The organism is Phocaeicola sp. RTP21359st1_B8_RTP21360_211022 (assembly GCF_040911965.1).
In the GTDB taxonomy this organism is placed as follows: Bacteria; Bacteroidota; Bacteroidia; order Bacteroidales; family Bacteroidaceae; genus Phocaeicola; species Phocaeicola vulgatus.
In genome coordinates this window covers 94,645-117,646 of the sequence record NZ_JBDFXP010000006.1, presented here as the reverse complement: position 1 = coordinate 117,646, position 23,002 = coordinate 94,645, and the positions used below count along the sequence as shown (strand labels likewise).

The 23,002-nt window shown below is 51.4% G+C and carries 28 protein-coding genes and 1 pseudogene; 11 read left to right on the top strand and 18 right to left on the bottom strand.

What is annotated here, in order from left to right; translation table 11 throughout:
* From AB5062_RS04705 to AB5062_RS04650, 12 genes are all read right to left on the bottom strand, one after another.
* Complete coding sequence (locus AB5062_RS04705) at positions 1-480, bottom strand: hypothetical protein (RefSeq protein ID WP_004293635.1); 480 nt, start codon at positions 478-480, stop codon at positions 1-3.
* Between the two features lie 4 nt (positions 481-484).
* Positions 485-760, bottom strand: coding sequence for a DUF3846 domain-containing protein (locus tag AB5062_RS04700; protein ID WP_008143017.1), 276 nt, complete (start codon positions 758-760; stop codon positions 485-487).
* Between the two features lie 15 nt (positions 761-775).
* On the bottom strand, positions 776-1,234 hold the full coding sequence (locus AB5062_RS04695) for a hypothetical protein (RefSeq protein ID WP_004293633.1): 459 nt from the start codon (positions 1,232-1,234) through the stop codon (positions 776-778).
* The gene (locus tag AB5062_RS04690; RefSeq protein WP_008860787.1) at positions 1,231-2,121 is read right to left on the bottom strand and encodes a hypothetical protein; all 891 of its coding nucleotides are present in this window, start codon (positions 2,119-2,121) and stop codon (positions 1,231-1,233) included. The genes AB5062_RS04695 and AB5062_RS04690 overlap by 4 nt, the downstream gene beginning before the upstream one ends.
* A gap of 10 nt (positions 2,122-2,131) precedes the next feature.
* Positions 2,132-3,229 carry a hypothetical protein gene (locus AB5062_RS04685; RefSeq protein WP_004293631.1) on the bottom strand — a complete coding sequence of 366 codons (1,098 nt, stop codon included), beginning with the start codon at positions 3,227-3,229 and terminating at the stop codon, positions 2,132-2,134.
* A 40-nt stretch (positions 3,230-3,269) separates the two neighbouring features.
* On the bottom strand, positions 3,270-3,797 hold the full coding sequence (locus AB5062_RS04680) for a hypothetical protein (protein WP_117917424.1): 528 nt from the start codon (positions 3,795-3,797) through the stop codon (positions 3,270-3,272).
* 5 nt (positions 3,798-3,802) lie between these two features.
* Positions 3,803-4,042, bottom strand: a complete 240-nt coding sequence (locus tag AB5062_RS04675; RefSeq protein ID WP_004293629.1) for a hypothetical protein — start codon at positions 4,040-4,042, stop codon at positions 3,803-3,805.
* A 4-nt stretch (positions 4,043-4,046) separates the two neighbouring features.
* Positions 4,047-4,259, bottom strand: coding sequence for a hypothetical protein (locus tag AB5062_RS04670; RefSeq protein ID WP_004293628.1), 213 nt, complete (start codon positions 4,257-4,259; stop codon positions 4,047-4,049).
* Positions 4,260-4,408: 149 nt separating this feature from the next.
* Complete coding sequence (locus tag AB5062_RS04665) at positions 4,409-4,666, bottom strand: hypothetical protein (protein ID WP_004303959.1); 258 nt, start codon at positions 4,664-4,666, stop codon at positions 4,409-4,411.
* 16 nt (positions 4,667-4,682) lie between these two features.
* On the bottom strand, positions 4,683-5,075 hold the full coding sequence (locus AB5062_RS04660) for a hypothetical protein (RefSeq protein ID WP_004303960.1): 393 nt from the start codon (positions 5,073-5,075) through the stop codon (positions 4,683-4,685).
* Between the two features lie 270 nt (positions 5,076-5,345).
* Positions 5,346-5,615: a hypothetical protein gene (locus AB5062_RS04655; protein ID WP_008143004.1), complete on the bottom strand. Its 270-nt coding sequence runs from the start codon at positions 5,613-5,615 to the stop codon at positions 5,346-5,348.
* 167 nt (positions 5,616-5,782) lie between these two features.
* Positions 5,783-6,355, bottom strand: coding sequence for a hypothetical protein (locus AB5062_RS04650; protein WP_117917425.1), 573 nt, complete (start codon positions 6,353-6,355; stop codon positions 5,783-5,785).
* 1,923 nt (positions 6,356-8,278) lie between these two features.
* Between AB5062_RS04650 and AB5062_RS04645 the strand changes: the two genes are divergently transcribed.
* From AB5062_RS04645 to AB5062_RS04635, 3 genes are all read left to right on the top strand, one after another.
* On the top strand, positions 8,279-9,070 hold the full coding sequence (locus AB5062_RS04645; protein ID WP_004293621.1) for a hypothetical protein: 792 nt from the start codon (positions 8,279-8,281) through the stop codon (positions 9,068-9,070).
* A gap of 534 nt (positions 9,071-9,604) precedes the next feature.
* Complete coding sequence (locus AB5062_RS04640; RefSeq protein WP_004293619.1) at positions 9,605-10,852, top strand: ATP/GTP-binding protein; 1,248 nt, start codon at positions 9,605-9,607, stop codon at positions 10,850-10,852.
* Positions 10,827-11,459, top strand: a complete 633-nt coding sequence (locus AB5062_RS04635; protein WP_004293618.1) for an RloB family protein — start codon at positions 10,827-10,829, stop codon at positions 11,457-11,459. Before AB5062_RS04640 ends, AB5062_RS04635 begins: the two co-directional genes overlap by 26 nt.
* 151 nt (positions 11,460-11,610) lie before the next feature.
* Here the strand turns inward: AB5062_RS04635 and AB5062_RS04630 are convergent, their stop codons facing one another.
* From AB5062_RS04630 to AB5062_RS04605, 6 genes are all read right to left on the bottom strand, one after another.
* Complete coding sequence (locus AB5062_RS04630) at positions 11,611-12,054, bottom strand: hypothetical protein (protein ID WP_004293617.1); 444 nt, start codon at positions 12,052-12,054, stop codon at positions 11,611-11,613.
* Entirely contained in the window at positions 12,041-12,280 is a 240-nt protein-coding gene (locus tag AB5062_RS04625; RefSeq protein ID WP_004293616.1) for a hypothetical protein, read from the bottom strand. Before AB5062_RS04625 ends, AB5062_RS04630 begins: the two co-directional genes overlap by 14 nt.
* A gap of 156 nt (positions 12,281-12,436) precedes the next feature.
* A complete protein-coding gene (locus tag AB5062_RS04620) occupies positions 12,437-12,874 on the bottom strand; it encodes a hypothetical protein (protein WP_004293615.1) in 438 nt (145 codons plus the stop codon).
* A gap of 2 nt (positions 12,875-12,876) precedes the next feature.
* A complete protein-coding gene (locus AB5062_RS04615) occupies positions 12,877-13,656 on the bottom strand; it encodes a phage antirepressor KilAC domain-containing protein (protein ID WP_227225046.1) in 780 nt (259 codons plus the stop codon).
* 340 nt (positions 13,657-13,996) lie between these two features.
* On the bottom strand, positions 13,997-14,335 hold the full coding sequence (locus AB5062_RS04610) for a hypothetical protein (RefSeq protein WP_004303967.1): 339 nt from the start codon (positions 14,333-14,335) through the stop codon (positions 13,997-13,999).
* 10 nt (positions 14,336-14,345) lie between these two features.
* Positions 14,346-14,843 (bottom strand): hypothetical protein, encoded by a 498-nt coding sequence (locus AB5062_RS04605; RefSeq protein ID WP_004303968.1) that lies wholly within the window; start codon positions 14,841-14,843, stop codon positions 14,346-14,348.
* A 243-nt stretch (positions 14,844-15,086) separates the two neighbouring features.
* On the opposite strand from AB5062_RS04605, the gene AB5062_RS04600 reads away from it, so the two are divergent.
* The 8 genes and pseudogenes from AB5062_RS04600 (at position 15,087) to AB5062_RS04565 (ending at position 23,001) form a co-directional block, all read left to right on the top strand.
* Positions 15,087-16,409 carry a DUF935 family protein gene (locus AB5062_RS04600; protein ID WP_008142945.1) on the top strand — a complete coding sequence of 441 codons (1,323 nt, stop codon included), beginning with the start codon at positions 15,087-15,089 and terminating at the stop codon, positions 16,407-16,409.
* A gap of 224 nt (positions 16,410-16,633) precedes the next feature.
* On the top strand, positions 16,634-17,269 hold the full coding sequence (locus AB5062_RS04595) for a phage minor head protein (RefSeq protein WP_008142943.1): 636 nt from the start codon (positions 16,634-16,636) through the stop codon (positions 17,267-17,269).
* Positions 17,250-17,828, top strand: coding sequence for a hypothetical protein (locus tag AB5062_RS04590; RefSeq protein ID WP_008860784.1), 579 nt, complete (start codon positions 17,250-17,252; stop codon positions 17,826-17,828). Before AB5062_RS04595 ends, AB5062_RS04590 begins: the two co-directional genes overlap by 20 nt.
* Positions 17,825-18,529 carry a hypothetical protein gene (locus tag AB5062_RS04585; protein ID WP_004293608.1) on the top strand — a complete coding sequence of 235 codons (705 nt, stop codon included), beginning with the start codon at positions 17,825-17,827 and terminating at the stop codon, positions 18,527-18,529. The genes AB5062_RS04590 and AB5062_RS04585 overlap by 4 nt, the downstream gene beginning before the upstream one ends.
* Before the next feature lie 283 nt (positions 18,530-18,812).
* Positions 18,813-20,051 carry an ATP-dependent Clp protease proteolytic subunit gene (locus tag AB5062_RS04580; RefSeq protein WP_004293607.1) on the top strand — a complete coding sequence of 413 codons (1,239 nt, stop codon included), beginning with the start codon at positions 18,813-18,815 and terminating at the stop codon, positions 20,049-20,051.
* A gap of 126 nt (positions 20,052-20,177) precedes the next feature.
* Positions 20,178-21,226, top strand: a pseudogene (locus tag AB5062_RS04575) (hypothetical protein).
* A gap of 75 nt (positions 21,227-21,301) precedes the next feature.
* Positions 21,302-21,649, top strand: a complete 348-nt coding sequence (locus tag AB5062_RS04570; protein ID WP_004293605.1) for a hypothetical protein — start codon at positions 21,302-21,304, stop codon at positions 21,647-21,649.
* Entirely contained in the window at positions 21,649-23,001 is a 1,353-nt protein-coding gene (locus AB5062_RS04565; protein ID WP_004303973.1) for a DUF2586 family protein, read from the top strand. Before AB5062_RS04570 ends, AB5062_RS04565 begins: the two co-directional genes overlap by 1 nt.
* Position 23,002: the final 1 nt, after the last annotated feature.

The window sequence follows — 23,002 nt, the reverse complement described above, 5'->3', positions numbered from 1 at the left end:
TTAGATAAAGGGCAGACGGGTATCTTCCAGCATGGAGGCCAGCATTTGACACATCTCGTATGAAGCACGGTTGCGGTCGTCAATGCAGCGTGAATCACGCCCTGCCATAGCGGTAATGGAAGCCTTTACCGTTCTGAAGAATGTCTGTTCCAGTGTCTTGTGGAAATAAGGAAGAGCCTGGGCGAAACGTTCGGACTTGAATCCCAAATCGTTCATGGCGTATTCCAGCTGTTTGGCCGCCTTGTACTCGCGGCTGTTCTCCAGGCTTTCCGGAATATCACCGAACTGTGCGGTCCGGAGCTGGCGTTCCAGTTCGATGACGGCCACCGAAAGCAACAGCTTGATGGCTTCCGGGTTGCCGATACCGTGTTTCTGCCCGTCAGCGGTATGGAACTCGATCAGGTTTACACTGTTATTCTCTTGTAATTCTTTGTAGCATGCGAGGGTCTTGCTGAGCGCTTTTGCTTTCTCTTTATCCATAATTTTATCTGATTTGATTGTTATTGCACACAAGTACGTCCCCAACGATGAAGTCTTTCGACGCCGGGTGATGAGCACGGAATATCCTGCTCGCTTCAAGATTGAGGGACAGAGGGATAAGTTTGCCTTCCTCGTTGACGACCATTGTCGTGCTCCCGTCCAGTTCCACCAGTTCGATGTAGCCGCCGACAATCGCCTGCATCTCCTCCAGCGTGAAGTCTGAGCCATTGGCTGGCTGCACGGGTTGGCGTGTTCCGTCCGTTTTGATGATTTCTGTCATAGTTGCTTTGAAATTTTAAGATTCATGACTCGCCAGTATATCCAAAATCTGTTGCAAAGGGAATTTTTCAGTCCAGAATCGCTCGTCGGTATGTTTGCCGTACGCCCGGTATCTGGCTTCCCCGTTTGCAAATACCGCCAAGATATGGCTGACCAGCACATTGTCCGGCGGAACCAACCTTTCCAGTTCCGTTTCGGTCAGTTCCACGAAGCACCAGTTATTGTCTTCCGGCAAGTCCTCGCTGCCCAGTATCCCGTCCTCGTCCGGCTGGTAAAAACCAACCGATATGTCATAAAAGTTCAAAGACTGGAAACTGATGTCATCCTTGAATGGCTTGACGGCTTCCAGCCTGCCGGACTGTGTCTGTCTCCACTCTTTTGACAGGTACACGATTGCAAAGTCGCAGCAATCCCATGCACTGTCAGTTCCTGCCTTGAGCAGGAGGTATGGGGTAGGTTCATTTGAGATTTTCATCGTATTTCCCTCCTTTTATGCCACGCGTGATACCGTTTCACGGTGCGTAGCTGGTTAATGATATGGCCAAAAAGCTCGCGTGAATAGATGCGGTAATGGAACACAGCCGAATACTCGCATACATTGCCGTGAAAGTCCACGTGGGAGCGGTCATCCGCAAAGTCGAACAAGTCGCCCTGGATTTCCAGCGTGTATTTGTTCTTCCGTAGCCAGTCAAAAAACTCGAAGATGTCCTTCTTTTGGGAGTAGAAAGTGCAGTATTCGTAGCGGTTTCCGCGCAGGTTCCTCAGCAATGCCGCCATCTCGTTCCGTTCCCGGCGGTCGCCAAATTCGGATCCCGTCCGAGTGGCGAGGTTCTTCAGGAAATATATTTTACCTCCATACTCGAAATAGTACGGTATGTAGGTGACCGTCTTTTTGTACCAATTGACATATTTGACAAAGGAAGCCTTCTTGACGATGGCGGGATGCAGGTTTACTTTCTCCATGTGTTCCCGAATCTGGCGGTAGATTTCCGCATTGGAAAGACGTATGGGACGTTCCGCCCGGAAATACCTGCCGTCCGACTCGAAACAGAGCGCGTACAGGTTTCGGTAATACGGTTCCCCGACAAAGAACCAGTCGCTCTGCATGCGGGCCGGAGGCAGGCATTCCAGCAGTTCGTAATAACGTTCCTCCGTAATTTCATGGAAGGGCTTGCAAAGTGCCCGGGTATAACGCTTCACAAGCAGTGTCATGCGTACCGGTGATACAGCGACCAGGTACGGGTTCTTCTCCCTTTCGCGCAGTGCTTCCAGCGTCTCGCCGCCGTAGTCGCTGTGCATGTCATCCGACATCGACGTGAGGCATGTCCCGTCGAAATAACGTGAATCGATGATGTATCTCATGGGCACTGGATTAAATGGTTATTTTCAACACCTGACCGGCGGCATATTCGGCATTGCGGGTGAGCTGGCGCTGCCATGCCTGGTTGCGTGGCGCCCACTTGAAAGCGTTACGCTTCAAGGTTGTACGCATATCGGTATCGGGTATTTTGTCGAAGAGGATTTGCAGGCGGTCTTCTTCGAAGTTGTAGACCACCTTGCCGCCATCGAACGGAATCTCACGATTTTCACGGCTTGCCCGTTCCTGCTGCTTTTCCCGCACCTTGCGGACGAGTTCGGGATACTTGAAGATTGAATGGCGTGCCGTGACGACAGGTTTCTTGACTTTGTCGTTCCACTCTCGCAGACGAGCGACGGCACGGTCGATGATTTCCACGTTGCCATGGTTGACATAGGTGGAGAGTCGCCCGGCGAGGTTGCTGACGAAGAGAGCCCGGCTATAGCCTCGTGCCGTACCCGTATCGATACCGTGAATGGTCGAGGCGGCATCGTCGATAAAGGCTTTGACCTTCTGCCACTCCTCCTCGAGACGCTGTTCTTCGGGCTTGGCCGCTTCGGTAGCCTTGCGAATCGCTTCGAGTGCACGTTCTCGCCATTCCCGGAACGCCGTGACGCTCTTGGCGTGGCTGTTGCAGGCCTTTTCGTTTCGGCCCGTGTTGAAGCGTGCAGGTCCCGTAATCATCGCGCTGGCACAACGGCTGTTGGCGGCGATCATGGCAGAGAAATAGCGTTTGTAGTTTTCCATGTAACGTTCCCGCTGCTGCTCGGGCATCGACTGCAAATCCTCGTGCAGTTCCTTTTCGTGCGAGGCGATGTCTGACTCACCCCGCTCGTCGGGTGAGAAGGAGGTGAGGTTGTAGGAGCTGCACGCCTGCTTGAAATATTCTTCCAGATAGCCCGGGTGCGCCACTTCCACAACTTCCCAGTCCTTAAAGTCCGCCGGGGCGAGGATTTCTTCCTTGCCCGGATTCCCTACAAGATGGGAATAGCTGCAATACCCGTGTCTCTTTCCCCTGAAAAGAAACGCTACCGGTTCGCTTTCCGGGGCATCCACACGCCGCACCATGGTCACACGATGGGCATTTTCCTTTGTCAATAATGTTGTTTCCATACCTTTCTTCTTGATTTCGTTATTTGATTGTTTCCGATTTTTATTGTTGCTTCATCCGGGCGGCATGGTCCATTACAGAGGCGAACCCCACCTCGATACCTATCTGGTATCCGCCCTTGATGGTCGATTCCAGCTCCGCCTCGCTTTCGATCAGGGATTCCGAATCATCGGCATAAAGCCTGTACAGGGAGAATACGTCTGCCTCCCATAGCTTCCGGGCATTTTCCGCCGATACAAGCAGCCACACGAAACCGTCCTCACGGGTTACCTTGACGGCGGCTTCGCTATGGCTCAGAGTCCGCCACTCCTTGATGTCCAGTGCCACCCTCCACACGATATACATCAGCGTATCGTGGCGGCTTTTAATATCAGGGGAATCGCACAGGCGGCTGGCCACATCTTTGAGTGTCCGGAAAGAGTCCGCCATGAACTGCTCCACGACATACGGCTTTTCGGCAATGGCGGAACAGGCATCGTCCGCCCTGCCTGATTCCGGAACGGTCTGAATATCCTCCTCTTCAAGGAAGATTTCACGGTGCAGGTAGTCCAAGTAGTAATATGATTTCATTCCGCTTATTCTTTGGGGGTGAAAGTGATTCTCGTGTGCCCGTCATAACCGAAGGACGGTTTCAGGCCGAAGGCTTCGGCATCACTGCTGATGCAGCAGATGTCCCAAATCTCCAACCCTCCGGCGCAGGTTATGACGGTATTGTTTTCAGATATTTGCGGCGACTTGTCTTTCAATGCAGCCCCGCCGCAGATGCCGCGTAGAATAACACCACGCTGGTGGGTAGTAAGTTCTTTCGTTTCCATAGACCTAATCTTTTGCTTTTACACCGAACATGTTCTCCATTGTACTGGCGAGGGCTTCCTTGAAACCGTCGCTTACGCCCCAGTATTCAAGTAACCCGTTGCCGATGACCTGCATCTGTTTGTCGGTGGGCATATCGCCATCATACCCGTATTCCTTGAGCAGGGCACGGCTGATGATGACACCTTTTATCTCGTTGATTCTATGTTCCTCTCCCATAGCCGTTAATACATCTTTACCCGCAGACCAGATATCTGCTTTCTCGTTATTTCTGTCATTTTCTTTATCCGTTTATAAAAGCATAGGGGCATTCCGCCCCCATAGTTGTTATTAATTCATATTATTTTGCATGATTTTTTCCGGAACACCTATCCGGCATAGATGTACTTGAGCTTGGGCACTCCGTTCTGGAGCACGGTGAAGGCGTTTTCTTCCACCTGCACGTCCTTTGCCTTTGGCCACCATAGCCACGAGAGTTTCCCGTCGGGTTTGAGGAATGCCACGGCATTACCCTGCACTTTCCCGACCTCACGCACGCCGAGGTCTTTTCCGCCCTCGAACAGCCGGACACACCGCCACTTCGAGCCAAGCGTCATTTTCCGTTTCACGTCTGCTAATGTTTTCATACTCATTGCGTTTTTATTATTGCATATAAATTCTGCATTTCCGGTTGCACCGTCTCAGGCTGTCCGCCGAGAGCGGATAACTGCGGTTCAAATGGTCGGGAAACCCTTCTCGGAACATCAGCTCCGCCGTAGCGTACTCCTTGCACCATTTCCGCCGACGTCTCCCACGGGCAGGTCTCGTTTCCGGCATCCGCCTTTTCGGAGATTTCGGCACACGCCATTTCCCACCGACAAACACCGCTTCATATTCCCGTTGTAACACGCCGCTGCAATACGCCGCCACGCTGACAGCGGGCACACTTCCGAGCTGTCCCGTCGCGGCAAGGCTGTCAAGCGTATCGGTGGCAGCCTTGAAACTGGCAAAGCACCCGTAACTGCGGGTGCGCTTTGCGTCAAACACTTCTATCATATTTATTCGTTTTATTATTGGCACATCCGTTCTCCGCTTCCCCGCACAGGATAACAGCGGAAGCACGGCAGGCGGTTCCGCAGAACGCCAGACCGTGCTTAACCGTGTTATATACAAGGTAGGCACAACGCCTCACGGCGCAAGGAAGTCATATCGGAGGGAATTTTAGAAAAGTGCGGGCATTTCAGGGTGCAATCCTGACACAGTGTATATCAATGCCCGAAAAAGCGCGCACGCCCCGCAGTTTCCGCAGCACGTGTGCGCGTCATGTCACTCGCCATCGTCCCCGCTGTCAATTCCTGCGGTGATGTTGCATATCTCCTGCAATGCCGATTCTATCTGCACAAGGTCGTCGATGTCGAACTTCACGGCATCGCAGTCCTTCTCCCACACTTGGCGGGCTATGAAGACGGCATCATGCAGCGACCGCTCGGACTCTTCCAGAGCGGTCTTCAGGTCGTCCACGGTGTACTCCCCGTCCTGCGGCGGAGGTACAGTCCCGGCACCGTTTTTTGCCGGGAAATTCTTTTCGCCTATCACGTTACAGTTGCTTTCGCCCGAAATGAAAAGCGCGTATCCGTGGCATACGTCACAAGAACACGCGCTTACGACGGCAGATACGAAAAGGGCAGGCAGTCCCACACGTTCAGCGGGCTGCCTGCCGTCCTTTTGCCTTTTTCGGGCAGGTTTCAGTTACTCCGTTGCCCTTATGCCGCCTTTTTGCTTTCGTCGGCAACCGTTCCGGCAGGCTGTTCCGCCACCTTTTCAGCCTTGCCGGTCTTGGTCGTTTTCTCGGCAGGCTTTTCGAGGCTGGCGAGGTTCGGGGCGAAATTCATGGCGTTGCGGATAGCCTTTGCAGCGGCATGGATTGTCTTTTGGAAATCACGGTTTGACTTCTCGAGGTCTACTTTGGTCGGCACAAGACCGATACGCGCCCAAACGCTGTCGGTAAGGTCGTACTTCTTGATACGATTTCCCGACTTCTCGCAGATGATGATTTCCGCAGGGGTTGTGGCACGGAATTTCGAGCGTATGCCGTCGGCATCGGCACGCAGTTTCTTTTCCTCCGCAATGGTGTGCCACATAGTTGCGACCATGTTTTTAATCACACGGAAAATCTCGTTGTCCGACATGTCGGCAGGCTCAAAGTCCGCACCGAAAAAGTGCTGTGCCGTCTGCACGAGTTCACCGTCCTTGTTGGTAGAGTTGTAAACCAACATGATACCTGCAAACGAACCGATGTTTGCATACTGTTCCTTGTTCAATTTAGAAGTTGCCATAATGATAAAATTTTAGAAACACTGCGCAAAATCACGCATTGCGGGCACTCGGGGAGTCGAACCCCGAACTCTGCACCATAGCGCAAAGTGTGGCATTTCCTGCCACGCGCCCAAAAATTTGCCGTGCATTTCACCCTGCACGGCAAAATTTTTCGTAACTTTGTCGCACTTAAAACGTACCCCATAGCAGAGCTATCCAAATGAGCGCATTTTCGGCATATCGTATCTTTGCACGAGTTCTACTCATCGTGTCGTGGCTCTGCGCTGCTTTACTCCAATTTCGGCAAGACGCTTCTCTGGCACGTTCCGGATCTTTTCCAATCCGGCAGCTAACAGTAAGGCGGTGGGCGGCTGGTGATTATGGGCATAACATTGGCAATGCTCTTTTCTCAAGCTCCGTGCGGACTGTTTTTCCGCTACCGTGCATTTTATCTCCGTGCGCACAAGGGCGCAATTATGGCATTATTCTTGCACGTCCTTTTCAGTGGCGGTATTCTCAATACTCCCAGCGACTTGCAAAAGTCTTGACGTATTTCCGGCACTCGGAATAAATACGATTTATCCCGTTCCATAAATTTCCCTACTTTCGTAGGTTGGCAATACTGGTATTATTGCCCCGTGCGAAGCGTGGTTATTTAACGCACTCTTTAAGCGTACCTAAACGCACACGGTGTTGTTTCGGGTGTTACCCTTTGACGGCTCAACAACTCACTTTCGTGTAAACGCCGTTTTTGTTTCTCGCTCTCGGCGGTCTTTGCTTTTCTGTTTTTTAATTCTGTTTTTTACTATCTATTTTTTTATTCGTTTTTCTCCGTACTTGTTTGCCGTTTGTTTGGCTTTCGAGTACATGACTATTATAAAACCGTTTTTCAGAACTGCAAAACTTTTTGAGAAAAAAAATTTGGAACGTTCCAAAAACAGCCTTTTTGCGAATATGGAACGCACGCGCGCGAAGTAAATTTGTAAATAGCTGAATATCAATAAAATAGAAAAAATGATTTTCTTTGAAAAAAATTTTTCCTTTGCAAAAATCAAAAAAGCCCCGTTTCAACGTATGTATAAAATCAAAATCAGTTTTGTCTATTGATTATCAGATTATTAGCTGCTTAAAATGGATAAAATAGGACTGAAAAGATTTTTTTACTTTCAATTTGTAAGCAAAGATAATGTAAAAGACGTTTTTAGGCTTACTTTATACAAAAGTAAACCTAATAAATTATTGATATTCAATGGTGTAATAAAAATAAAAAGATTAGGGAGGGTGTACCCTCGGGTGCGGATTCGGTCTCTGTCCTCGGGCCGTTTTTTCAAGTCCGGTTTTCCAAAATGGCTCAAAATGCGGCTTTCGGATTGAAACTGTAAGCAGGTATCAAAAAATATACAGTAAAGTACTTGTATTTATCATGGTTGCTTAAGGTGCTGGTGTTCACCATGTCCCATATTTTTGAAATATTCTCATTTGTGGATGCCTGTCCTTTCAATTTTCACGGGTGTACAGACTTTCTGCACGATTTCCGGGTTCCGGCTTGAAGTTGTTTTTTAGATACGCTGAAAACGCATCAAAAAATATATAGAGACACGTCGGTATATTGACTGTTCTTAACCGGATTGGACGACGGAAAAGGAGGATGTGTATTCCTGTCATTCAGTATGTTCGGATATGCTTTTCACAATCGGACAATCTTGTAATGTTTTGTTCCTTAATCATATAGAATATACAGAACGAAGCTATCCACATGGATTCCGACTTATTTGTACGGTTTTTGTGACTTTATACAGGAAACCGTGGAAATGCAGAAGAAATGGGGTTCAGTCACCTGCCTTTTTGGTGAATTATACGTATATTTGCCGTATTGTATCCACTTATGTATGAAGTATGGCATTTTGCTGTTACAGGAAATATCTGGATAAAGAATCGAAAGAATGGAATCATATCATAAGAAGAAAATCGGGAGTATTCCGAAAGACAGCACGGGTGGGTCGTCCATTCGCAAGGGAATGGTCGTCTTCAACGGTGGGACATCGGAAACCGGACTTGTGGGAGATGTCACGGGTAATTGCGTGTCGGTTCCGGTAAGGATGACTGCGGGCAGAGAACTCGTTACCGATGACGCGGTCATGTTTCTGAATGATTGCCGGGAAGCGAGCGCAGAGCAAAAGATTGCCCTCCAACGCCTGCTGAACGAAGGCCATCTTGCATGGGACAAGCGCCGGGGTGTATGTTCGGAATCTCTCTATGCTCCCAAAGACGGACAGTTGGTAAAACTCAGTATCCTGGATGAGCATGTAATACTGGGGGCTTTCAAGGAAATCGACGCAAAAGGACGTGTTGTGCTGTATTGCCTGCTGGACGAAGACGGGAGCCTGCGCTATTCCCTGCATGAAACAGTCGGGTACGCGGTGAATCTCCAGATACTGCCTATCGGAACCAGTGGCCGTAGCAGGCTTTCCGATGCTCTACGCCAGAAAGGGCTTGCATGGAACGGACGGCTGAAGGAACTCGAACGGCTGGCAACACGTGTCAGACGCGGTGACAAGTACTATTACCTGAATGACATACTGGAAATCCGTGAATGCAGGGACAACAACAGGCCGGCGGACAGGAAACGGTTGGAATGCGGGAACTATTTCATGGAGCGGAGGGATGCCGAACTGGTACGTGACTGCGTGCGCTCTGTCGTAAGGCTGAACCGCGACAAGGATGCCAGACGGTAAGAGGGTGACGGTATAAGGTATTCGTTCTGTTTCTCTCTCTTGTATCTGGGGAGGAAGTGGTCCTTTAATCCTCATCTTATCCGTTTTCAACACTTTCCGATTCAAAAAAACAAAAAAACAGACGGCGTGCCGTCTGTCATGATTTGTTTCTTTTTTGGTATCTTTTTTCTTTGCGTCAAAGAAAAAAGTACATCTTTCTTCTTTCTTCTTGTATAATACTACTTATAGTATTGTTGCTACATTTGTAACACCCCTCCTGTCAGATACACGGTACATTTGTACCACATTGAGGGGAAAGATGTGGCGAATTTCGCGTCTTTCCACCCAAATTCCACTATCGGGAGCATGAATCGCAAGCCGATGTTGCCGCTTCGGAAAATTGCAGTCGCCTTTTGCAGGGCAGCATTGCAAGAACGAAAACGGTCTGATTTTCACGTGCAGGAAAATAACCGCAAAAAGAGATCCGATAAAACATCTATATATGAAAAATATCCCCTATATTTGCATAAAATTTACATATAACTGCGATATAATATGATTATTCAGTTCACAGTCGAAAATTTCCTTTCGTTCAAGGAGCCGGCGACCTTGTCTTTGGCTGCTTCCGCGCTGAAAGAAAAACAGACCCGGTCCGATGAGATTGTTTTTGAGCTTGAAGGTACGAACCTCTCTTTGCTGAAGAGTGCGGTCATCTACGGGGCCAATGCCAGCGGGAAATCGAATCTGGTCAAAGCACTCGATTTCTTCAAATGGTTTGTCATCAATTCCTCCAAAGGCGTGCAGTCCGGCGAAAGCATACGGGTGGAAAGTTTCCGTCTCAACCGGAGGACGGAACAGGAGCCCAGTTATTTTGAGGCGGTCTTTGCCGACGAAACGGTCCAATACCGCTATGGGTTCGAAGTCGATGAAAAACGTGTACACCGGGAGTGGCTTTATCAAAAGGGCAACAAGCGCAAGGCAAAGGAGGTGGAACTGTTCCTGCGTGACGGCGATGAGTATGAACTGCATCCCAAATTTTCGGTCGGCAAAGAGGTTGTCGCCAAAAAAATGGTGCGCGACAATGCGCTGCTTCTTTCCGTGGCAGCACAGTTCAACGAAAGCGTCTCGGTGGAAATCATGGGATGGTTGGCCAACACCACGATTGTTCTTGGCAGCAGCGACGAGCGGATTTGGGAAATGGCGATAGCCCAGATCGATGATCCGTCCATGAAAAGGCGTATTGTGGAGTTTGCCCGGTTTGCAGACTTCGGAATCGACGACATACGCAAGGTTGACAATACAGTCATCAGTTCACACCAGCAATATGACGAGGAGGGCAACGCCACGAAGACGGTCACTTTCCCGTTCCGCGTAAACGAGTCGGAGGGTACGATCAAATACTTCTCGCTGGCTTATCCTATAATCGACGCGTTGGATCATGGCAAAAGGCTGGTTGTCGACGAGTTCGACTCGAAAATGCACCCTCTGTTGACCAGTCGCATCATCGGGCTGTTCAATTCCAGAGTGACAAATCCCAGGAATGCACAGTTGATTTTCACGACACATGACACCAACCTGCTTAATGCAAGCCTGTTCCGCAGGGATCAGATCTGGTTTACACAGAAAGATTCGTTTGGAGCCTCGGAACTCTATTCGTTGGCGGAATACAAGGTTCGCAACAGTGCACCTTTCGAAAAGGAGTACCTGATGGGGAAATATGGCGGTATCCCTGTCATCGGCCAGTTTGAACGGTTATTTGACCTGAGGGAGGAAGAATATGGCAGCACGGACGAACAAGCGTGATCCACGCGCGGCACGGACACTCAGGCGTATCAGTTTTGTCCGTGAGGTCAAACAATCCTTCCTGATCATCTGCGAGGGGGTAAATACGGAACCGGATTATTTCAATGCATTTCGCCTGACTTCCGCCAATATTAAAGCGGTAGGCCAGGGACTCAATACGGTAGGTCTTGTCCAAAAGGCTTTACGGATGAAAGAAGAAGAGCGGAAGAAAGGACGCGAGTATGACCAGTGCTGGGTGGTATTTGACAAGGATGACTTTCCCGATCGGGATTTCAACCGGGCTATCGGTATGGCGGAAGCCGGTGGCATGAGGGTGGCATACAGCAACCAGGCTTTCGAGTATTGGTTCTTGCTGCACTATAACCTGGTACAAGGCCCGATGCACAGAAATCAATATGAAACAAAGCTATCCGGCTTGTTGGGCTTCTCCTACAACAAGGAAGCCGGTACAGGCGGTCGTGTTTTCAGGGAGCTGGGCGGTAAACAGGCTCAGGCCATCACGAACGCAAAAGCCGTATTGCGCCGAATGGAGGGAATACCGCCGGCACAGGCGGAATCTTCGACAACGGTGCATCTTCTTGTGGAAGAACTGAATAAGTATATTTAGCATATTCTGTCGTTTGCCCGGATAATATTGTACCCGGCTACCACCTCCTTCCGGTTTTATCGGATTTTATGTCGCAAAAACACAAAAACAGACGGCAAATCACAACGATGCCGTCTGTTTTTATTCATTTACGTTCCGTGGACAGATACGCTCAAACTTTTCGGTGTCTCTCTTTCCATTGGCTGACCTCTTCGTCAGAGACGGATGCCACGGTCCTTTTTTCCACATCGAACATCCGATGACAGAATGCCCTGGTAGAAAAAGGATTTCCAAGTTCCGCCAATATCCCTACAAGCCGGTTGTAGGAATCCATGTGCCACAGGTAATCGTACATCCCGCTGACCGGCACCCGTTCAAGCAATCCCATACGCGTTGTCTTTTCCACGCACTTGTCGAAAATCCGCGAACCCATCTCCATGTTCTCCATGTAGTACCGCTTGCTGCGCAAGGTGTCGTAACCTTTTTCACGCAGGCGTGTACGGTCTGCCATGTACAGCATGAAGATGACCTCTTCCGGGGTGAACGCGCCGACCAGCCCGGTGAAGCATTTCATAAACGGTATCACGTGTTGCCTTTTGTCGTCATTCCCTTTCATGTCCGTTTTCGCGTTCGTTCGTCCGTAATGTTTCCGCTTCCCCGTCATCCTTAATCGACGGATTGACATAGAACTGGCATATCCTGCCGTTTATCATCGGTTTATACACGGCGTATCCCAGTTTTTTGGCGTAACGCCCCACGGATACGCGGTTGGCGAACTTGCCGGTATGTTCCGTCAGGTGTTCCGACATCTCCCCGACGGTCATTCTGCTTTTCAGTTTCATATCATTCGCGTTTAAATGTTTTCCTGATAAAGGATAGCCGCGACTAATACGAACTGTTTGCAAATGGTATGAATTAATAAGAGGCGGTTCCATGAAATCGGCAAAGGAGGAATCAACCGGTTATACTGATACTTCATTCATGAAACCGTCCCTCATCTATTTTCCCATTATCCGGACAATCTCCCGTATCGTGTCGAAGTTCCGCTCGTCCAGCCATTCTTTGGCCACGTTCCACGAGAGCGACATTCCGAACTTCAGGTTCTCCATGGTGATGGTATGGTGCGACAACCTGCCTTCAGTGGGCTTGAGCCCTGCCGCATGCAGTTCACACAGTCCGTCCTGAAAGAATGTGCACCCGCCTGCTTCCTGTTTCGCCTGTACCATCGGCACGATATACGGGATTTTTCCTAACAGCAGGCCTACCGCCCACCGAGTGGGTGCAAGACGCTCCCTGTATCCGGCTTTCAGCAACCGGAGGATGTCTTCCGGCGTACCGAGGCACGGTATCCGGCATTGCTGCCTGCACAGACGGCAACGGCACTCTACCGGCCGTCTTCCTGTCTTGCGGATGATCCGCTGTAATGCCGTTTCCATCGCTATGCACCCGGTGGGCAGTATTCAGGGTTCCTCTTGCGCCACAGTTCTATGATACACTCCCGTCCGGCCTGTGTCCATCGTTTGGTGGATCCGAAAGTATATACCTTGCCCCGGCTGTTCTCCCACGTGTAAGGCACATCGCATTGCCAGGCCCGGCAGGAAGGAAAGACCACCCATTGCCGCTTCTCGTACTTGCAGATGCCCTCTTCGGCAAGGAACTGGTGCAACTGTCGCGGCGATATGCCGAGTTCGTCAGCGATGCGCGTGCTCTTGAACCAGTCCCTGTTCTCGATAAACTCCTCGTAGAATACGATTTTCGGCAGGGATTCACTCACCACCTTCCGCAGTTCCAGAATCAGTCTCGTCGCCGATTCCATATCCTGCGGCATGGGACAATCCATACAGGGCAGACCGGGTGCCGCCACCCTGGGGCGTTCGCGTACGATTGTCTTCCCTCGTTTCACGGAGAGTTTGCCGATAGCCTCGCCCAACCATTCCGCCAAAGACAGGTCAGGGGCGATCCATCTGGCCAACGGTATGACAAGCGGTGATTCCAACCAGGTCGCACCGTGCCCCCGCCCCCGTGTGGTGAAGACTTGCGACTCGTATTTCCCGGTATGTCCGTTGCCGGCCATTTCCCTGCGGAGCATATCCGTGGAAGCGATGCGTAGCCATTCAGACGGGATTTTCCCGAAGTGCATCGTGATCTGCGTGGCGTTGACCATCAGCTTGTCGCCGACACGCCGGAACGTGACGGGGAACCCTTCCTCGAAGTGCATGACGATGTCGTCCTGCGGGACGGCGTGCAGCTCCCCGGCTTCCAGTTCCAGAAGCTTGTTGCCCCACACTTCCAATTCATCAAGCAGGTCACGGGGTATAATAGTCTCCTTGCGTACCAGTTGTAAAAGCCGGCGCATATCGATGGGACGGAAACCCCACTGTTCCCTGCCGTTTTTCCGGAAACTGATTTTCAATGCCGTCGGGCAAACACGGGCGATGGCGCCGTTTTCAAGCAGTTCGTCCCGCTTGAGTATATCGCATATATCCACGGCGCAGATATGGAGCTGGCCGTTATGGTTCCGGGAAACCCTTATGTTCCAGTCCCGGAACGGAACATTCCTATTTTCCCTCATAGGTATTTCCTCCTTTCTTTTGGTTATCAGACTTACGTTTGTTTTCAAGCAAGGCTCTCTTATGTGCCATCTTGCGCACCGGATAGTACGTGCGTTTCTCGCCGCAAAGGGCGTCATAATCTTTCAGCATCAGTGTGCCGAGGTCGGCCAGCTCGATTTCCACATCCGGATGCAGATGCCTGAAATAGAGTCCGCCGCTGCATACATACTTGCCCGTGCAACAGAATGAGATAGCCTGCAAGTTGCCTTTTGTCAATTCCGCCGCGCTGTGCAGCGAGCGCGTGACCGCTACAAGAACCTGTGCCCCGTTGAAGATGAGCACCATCTTGGGTCGTTTAAATGTGCTGCGTCTCATGTTGTTCTAAAATTTGCGTTAATTCCTCCTTTGTAAATCTAAGACCGGCAGCCTGTACCAGCCAAGTGTCTGAAACCGTAAATCCACCGGACAGCAGTTCGTCCACGCGCTCCAGAAGGTAGACACCGAACGCGGGATCGATGTAAACGACAAATAATAGAGCCAGACATTCATCAATTAACAGGTGTCCCGACGCCTCGTCACGGATGATCATCTTTTCCCTGTCTATTCCGTAGGCGTCTGCCAACGCCGTTGCCCAGTGATGGAAAGCGACACGGAAATCACGGACATTATGCCGGCGTGCATCTCCTTTGGCCTGGATGAAGCGTGTCGCGTCGAAATAGACCGGTCCGTCTTCCCGTAACGTTCCGAAAAGCAGATCGGGGAACTCCCTGTACCGGATTATCCGGCAGGGAATCTTTTCTTCTTTCATGTTCTCTTTTTCATTGTTCTTGGATTTGTATCTAACGTGGTGCAAAGATATATCTTTTTAATATGAAATACACTATAAATATATACATAAATTACACTTTTAATAAATTGTTAATCACTGATAATAAGATATTTACAACATAAATAAAACCGAAATATCTATATGTTTAAGTTGTATATTTCGGTTTGTAAATCAAGCATTAAGAGTCCCGTTCTCCATATATTCTTTTAGCCGTAAAAACCTCTCTTGAGGATTGTCTCTACTCTTTGAACAAGAAACAAAAAAATTATGGCTACATCGGACAAATCATTTAACGGGGAACTCTTGGAGAGTATTTTTAAGACCTCCAAAAAGACAATTCAGGAGTATGTCCGCGAAATCGAGCGCAACAACCGCTACCGTTCATGCCGTCAGGATACCGGCTCGGGATATATTCTCGATGACCGCGCCCGGCTCATTGACCTGTATGAAGCCTGCCTGCAACAGGACGCTCATATACGTTCCGTTGTCGAGACACTGGAAAGCCAGATTCTCGGCGACCGCTATATGCTTGCCCGTGTAAACGAAAAGGGAAAATACATCAAGGACGTGGCGAACTCCCTGAAGATACAGGGTTCGCAGTTCGACAAGATAATCAAGGGCATAGTGGAATCCAAGCTCTACGGGTACACCCTGCTTGAAATCATGCCGCATACTGACCCCAGAACGGGCAGGCTGGCGGAAGTCAACATCATCGAACGGCGTAATGTGTTGCCGGACCAGAAAACGGTACTGAAGCGGCAGGGACTGTGGGAGCCGCATTGGGATTTACATGACCCGGCATATTACCGTTGTTATGTACTGGTAAACTCCGGCGACTTGGGACTTTTTTCCGCCACGACCCCTTTGATACTGGCCAAGAAATTCACGGTGGCCAACTATGTGAACTTTTCCCATACTTACGGACAGCCGATTATCCACGGAAAGACGGTCAGCGAGAGCAACGCCGACCGCAAGAGGCTGGCTAACGAGATAGCCAACGCGGCACAGAACAAGGTGGTGGTTACCGGCATTGAGGACGAGGTCGATATCAAGACATTCACCATGTCCAACTCGGAAAAGATATATACCGGGCTTATCGAGTTTGTGAACAAGGAAGTTGCCAACCTCGTGCTCGGCTCCGAGTCGATGGCCGGAGGGATGCAGTCGTACGTGGGTTCCACGAAAGCACACCAGGACATTTTCCGCGACCGTATCGAAGTCTACCGTCGGTATATCGAAAACGTCATGAACGAGGAGATAATCCCCCGCCTGGTGGCTATCGGGTATATCCCCGGAGGATTGGAGTTCCGGTATTCGAACCGGATAGAGATGAGCAACGAGGACCGCATCAAGCTCTATTCGCTGATCACGGACAAATATGAAGTGGCGGCCGATGAGATCGAGAAAGAGTTCGGTATCAATGTGGGCCGGCAGCTCAATGTTATCCCGGGATTAGGTTTCGGAGCCGAAGGCGGCTCATCCGGTCTCAGCCACAACGACCGGGGCATCATGTCGGACGAGGAGTATTTCCGGCGTTACGGACGCCCCCGGGGGGCGAAGGTCGGAAATTTTCTGCGGGGAGCGGAATAGAAGCCCGTCTTCCGCTCCCGGACAACGCTCCGTTCAGGGCTGTCAGGGCATCTGCAACCACGGAATCCGATACGGAAAAGGAGTATCGTGTCATTTTCGATGCATTCCGCAGGCTGATCCTCTATTGGGAGAACAGCGCGGAACGTCTCGACATTATAGAGGACATCATCACCCTGCGTGCCTCTTTCCTCATAGACCGTGCGCTGACAGGTCTGCGAATCGATATGGACCGGGCATTGGAGATACTGAAAAATCACAACTCCTTTACAACAGAGAGGGAACGGCAGCAGCGTGACATCCTGATTGCAGCTATAGACAACCTGGTGGATTTTGCCGCGGCAGAGGAGTATGCCATGCTCGGGGAACTGCCCGAGACAGCGGATGAACAGGACATGGAAGCATACGAAAAGATATGCCGCAGGTATAACCTCGTCCATGCGGAGGAAGAGAACAACCAGGTATTCTTCGCGGCCTCGATGGCCGCATGGTGGATGGCGGTGGATATGGATACCGTGCTTACCTACATGACACAAGGCGATGAACGGGTACGTGCCTGGCATCTTTCATTGGAAGGGATTTCCTTCCGCAAATCCGAGTTTCCTCCGGAGCTGATACCGCCGATCGAATGGGGATGCCGCTGCTTTCTGGTCGCGGAGGGGTTCGCCGCTGTCCGGGCGGCTTTGCCGGATAAGGGAGACTATCTGGAAAAGGTGGATCCGGTCTTCCGGGAGAGCCTGGCAACCGGCGGGCGTATCTTTTCCGATGCGCACCGCTATTTCTCCGTCCCGCTTCCGGGTTACATGAATGATATTGTGAAACGCATTAAAGGAAAGTTCGCCTATGCCCAAGATAACGCTTGATGAGTTTTGCAGCCACTGGGTAAGCAGGACCAGTACGCGCGTCATGGCCAGCCGGCTGGAGTTCAACGTATTCGACTTCGCAACTGCTGCCGGTGACTATACCAGGCAGCAGTTCGTGTCCTCATTCGCTTCGGGGGGATTCAACGGTAGCAAATGGGCGCCTCGTACCTCCAAATGGGGAAAGAGGTTCACCCATCCTCTCATGAACGATACGGGGACTCTGGCCCGGAGCATACAGTCGGAAGCCGGCCGGACAGACATAGTGGGACGGCGTTCGGACCGTACGCGCATCTTCCGGAAAGGCGCCAGGTATTGCATGTGGACTACGGAAAAGAGCTTTCCAGTCAAGGGCAAGCGGGGACGCAGCAAGGAGCGTTACGGGCATTATGCCGCCATACACAATACCGATCCGAAGTTCGGGCTGTACACGGTAAACCAGTATTCCACGCGCCGTCCCGTACACCGGCAGTTCATCGGATTCTCACCGAAGACGGACGACTATATCGCCGCCCATTTCATAGATATGATTTTTAAAGGATTTCCACACCAGCCGTTATGATAAAAGACAAACACCCAGCACCACAGCCCGCACAACCGTCGGCACCGGCGGAGAGCCTGCCTGAAGAAGTTTCCGCGAACCCTTTCGTGGAGATATACCGGGCCGTTAAGCGGGCTGTCCTGACCCTGCGGGAGAATCCGGACGACCCGTTGTCGCCGCCCCTGTTCAAAACCGTCGCTATCGACAACGGCCAGTTCGCCCGCATTGTCCGTGACGATAACACGGAGTATGAGACTGTGTTCCCTGCCGTGTTCATCCACTTTATCAACGTGAGGTACCTGGTACAGCAACAGCGTATCGGTGAGGGACGCGCCACCATGCGCGTGCGGTTTATCTTGAATACGCTCAACAATGCGGACGAAGACAAGGAATGCGAGGCGTTTCTGGTCTTCCAGCGGCTCAATGTAGCCATACAGGATGCCAAGAACCATGAGCCGGCGCTGAGCGAGCGGTGCAACCTGACCTATTTCGACATGCCGCTTTCAACCAATATGTTGCAGGCGTACTGGATAGACTACGAGGTATGGTTCAGGGAATCTTCCGCGTGGAAATACAGGGACTGGGTAAAAAGGTATGTGGTCATGCCCCCGTTCACCCAACACAGCGATGCGCCGCAACATGACAGCGGCGGACACGGCTTCCATCCGCGTCCGGAACATGACGAAGTATCTGGTTTTTCGGATACCGGATCGGAAAATTGAAATCCATGCAGGAGATTTATCCGCACTGCGTATAAACAGACATGAATCAGCAGATAATACAAGACTCATGATACATTTTCTGTACTTGCTGAATTTAGAATGTTCAGCATGCCGGTCTTGATACAAATAGTTGCAACCGGTCTGTAATTTGAACAATCTATTATACTGTAAAGATAATCGCATTTCCATAAATGGATGGATTCTCATATTTCCACTTCCATAAATAGCAGTGCAAAACCTTTTCTTTTTCCACCGCCTACTCTTGTTCAAATAACCCTTGCATATGGATATGAACACACTTCAATATGTCGTCGGAGAGGCGAAGGCAGGCCAGCCGGCTGTTATCCGTTTCTTCGGTCGCGTGACGGAAGAGACGACCTCACGTTTCAATGACGAGTTCGACTTTTTGGAAAATATCATCCGTCCCTCCTGTATCCGCGTGTTGATCAACTCGGAGGGCGGCAGTGTCCTTTACGGCATGTCCACCTATTCCACCATCGCCAATGCCACGGTGGATACGGAATGTATCATCGAAGGGGTCGCGGCATCGATGGCCTCCATCATCTGGGCGGCGGGCAAGCGTTCTCTCATGCGTGATTATGCCATACTGATGATTCATAACCCGATGTTGCCGGACGATGACGGAGGGGAACCGTCGGACATGGTAACGGCTTTTACCAAACAGATCGAGACGATTTACCGGAAACGGTTCGGCCTGAAAGCGGAGCATGTGCGGGCCATCATGGACGGACAGGCAGGAAAGGACGGGACCTATTTCGACGCACAGGCTGCCGTCAAGGCCGGCATCATACCTGCGGAGCATGTCATCCATACCTCGAAGCAGCTTTGCCGTAAAGTGCATGACGAGATAGAAGGATTGACCGATACGGCCGCCATCCAGGAACTGATGAGCCGTGTCAGCGCGGGAAATAAACCTTTCAAAGGCATTGAACCTACTCTTACAGAAACGGAAAACGATATGGCAAACGAAAACAAGACACAAGGCTTTGAGTACGGGGCGATTGCAGCCTCGCTGGGCATGAAGGACGGTGAGGTCAAGGACGTGATGGCACGTATCTCTGAACTGGCCGCGATGGAACCCAAATACAGAGAAATACAGAAATCACTGAGCGACGCGCAGACCGTCATCGCCGGAAAAGACGCCTCCATCCGGAACTTGCAGACAGACCTGGCCGCAGCGACGGCACGCCTTTCCGCCTACGAGCAGAAAGAGAAGGACGAGCAGGCTTCCCGTATCGAGACATTGGTGGAGAATGCCATTGCAGAAGGCAAGATTGACCGTGAGGCGAAAACGCAGTGGGTGGAGATGGCCGGTTCCAACTTCGAGTTGGCGGAAAGCACGCTGGCTTCCATTCCCGCGCGGGAGAAAATCTCGAAGGAAATCGCCGATGACCCTGCCAACATCCAGGCCACGGCGGAAGCGACAAAGACCGCCGAACAGCTGATGGCCGAGAAGGTGGCGGAAGTGGTCGGTGCGGATTTCAAGTTCCGAAAGCTCTGACAGACTATCCGCGGGCGTCCGCCCGATTTTAACTGACATGCCGGAGACCGCAGTGTCTCGCGCGGAAACAGCAGGTATCCGCCAGTCGGCCGAGTTTCATTCTTCAACGGAAAACTTAAAACGACAATGGCTGATACAGTAAACTTTCTTCAAAACGGGTATAGCGGCGAAGTACTTGAGGACTTGCTGACCTATACCGTGCAGGGCAATGATACGGTCCGCGAGGGACTGATTCATATCAAGACGGGCATCCAGCACCGCTATACGCTTCCTGCCATCAAGCTGGGCAACATTATCCAGGACAACGTGCCGACCCCACAACCCATCCACGGAGCCAAGGGCGATGACGGCACGAACGAGTACCAGTTCACCGAACGCCATCTTGAGCCGTCCGATTTTATGGTCTATCTCGAGTTTAACCCGAGGGACTACGAGAAGTACTGGCGTTTCGCGCAGCCGGAAGGCAATCTCGTGTTCCGCGAGCTCGACCCGAAAATCCAGGCGACGATGCTCCGTCTCCTTATGGACAAGAAAAACGAGTATATCGGAAACGCCATCTGGACTTCCGCCCGCGGAGGAGAGACGGTGGCCAAGATTACCGCACCGGAAGGCTGCACGAAAATCGGAGCCAACAAGGAGAAATATTTTGACGGGGTCATCAAACGGATCCTCGACAATGTGAACTCCTCCGATGCCGAGGTGGTTGCCGGAGGGCAGTGCATCATTTCGGGAACGACCGAGCTGACGGACGGGGCCGCGGTGGAGGCGGCGCTCTATGCGATGTGGAGGAAATGTCCGAAGCAGATCCGAAAGAAGACATCTCTGACCTTTGTGGTCGGATGGGACGCCTGGGACGCGTATGACCAATATATCTCGGACAAGCAGGTCAAGTATTCCGAGAATACCGAGGTCAACCGCTATCGCTTCAAGGGCAAGCGCATCGTCCCGGTCGTGGGAATCCCCGAACACACGATGGTGCTCGGCGAGTTCTCCACCGGCATGGACTCCAACCTGTGGATGGGGTGGATTACGCGAACGACACGGACATCCTGAAAATCGACCGTCTGCAGGCCAACTCCGAGCTGTTCTTTTTCCAGATGCGCATGAAAATGGACGTGAACATCGTCCGCCCGGCGGAGATCGTGGTCCATACCGCCTACAAGAAGAGCGAATAACACACCTTTCTTCATTCTCAATATCCACCCGGGGAGCGGAGGCAAGGCCCCGTTCCCCATTTTCATTCTACTGTTATGGCAAAGAAAATCAACACGGAGGAAACTCCGCAGACAGACAACAATAATATTCCTGCACCGGAGGCTCAGGCGGTGCCCGTTCCGGAAACGGCATCGGAAAACCTCGGGACAGGCGGCGAGACTGAAGACAGGCTGCCGGCCAAGACCGCGGGGAAAGGGAATGCAGGGTCGGAGGAGACGACAGAGCCTCACATCCTGTCCCTGTTGAAAAAGTTCCCGGCATATCCGTCGCTGTACATCGACACGCACGGAGGAACCTATGCGCCGGACACGGCGGCCGCCATCAGGGGCAAGGCCGTACTCTACAGGAATCCTTTCTACAACGAACTTAAAAAGAAATCATAATGGCACTCGGTAATGTATTTATCAAGGATGTGGACGGCAATATTCCTTACGATACCGGCTCGTCGGGCGAGAAGGTGACGGGACTGCTGTTCGACGTGTCCCTCCAGCCGACGCTTTTCACGGAGGGGTATGGTAAAACCAATGAGACCAGGCTCAAGCCTGGCGATGTCTGCTACATCACCTCGTTCAAGTCCGCCGTGAACGACTTCGGTATCATCGAACGTGTGGAGGCAACCGACGAGGAGGAGATGAATGTCAATTTCCTGCACGGCATCCCGGCATACCATATCCGTGAATTTTTCCGCATGTCCGGCAATCCGGGCGGTTCAGGAAAACTCTACGTGATGTTCGCGGACTGTTCGGCGAACTGGGATGCGCTGGAAATCATGCAGCGTGCTGCCGGGGGTATGATCAACCAGATAGGCATATGGACGGAACAGCCGCTGTGGAAAGCGAACGGCGCATCGGAACAATACAACCTCAATCTGGTAAAGGGGCTCAACGACGTGGCCGTGGGGCTTGCGGAGCAGAACCAGCCGCTCTCGCTCATCCTTTCCGCCAATCCTTCCAATACGGGGGCGGATACGACTGAGGGGCGTCAGATTGACCTGAATAAAATACCTTCATGCATCTGTGAATCAAGCCGTATCAGCTGTATATTCGGCCAGGCGCATCACGAAAAGATCTCCACGATGCAGATGTGCAACAGGAACCATACGCCCGTGGGATTTTTGGGAGCGGTTATGGGAGCCATAGCAAAGGCCAACGTGCACGAATCCATCGCATGGGTCAAGCAGTTCAATCTCTTCGCGGACGATTTCCAGGAAATAGAGTTGGGGTTCGGGGACATCAACCTCGACGAGGCAGAGGAGAACTTCCTCAGCCTGAACCGGTACGAGTCACTCTCCCCGTCACTGCTGGACGAACTCGACGATAAGGGGTATATTTTTCCCATCAAGTATGCCGGCCGCGAGAACGGGATCTACATCTCGAAAGACCAGACATGCTCACATGGGGATTTCCGTACCATTGCCCGGAACCGCACCATCAACAAGAGCCGCCGTGCCGTGCGTGCAGCCCTGCTGCCGTATGTGAACTCACCGCTGATGGTCAATCCTTCAACCGGGTTCCTCGCCCCGTCGAAGATTACAGCTTTCAAGACACTCATCGGGGATATACTGGCCAAGATGCAGGCGGCGCAGGAAATTTCAGGATACGCCGTCACTATCGACCCGAACCAGAACGTGTTGGTGGACGACACGCTGCGCATCTCCTATGTCCTTGTCCCGGTGGGCGTGGCCGTGAAGATTTATGTAGAGGAAGGACTGTCATTAACCGCAAATAAGACATAGC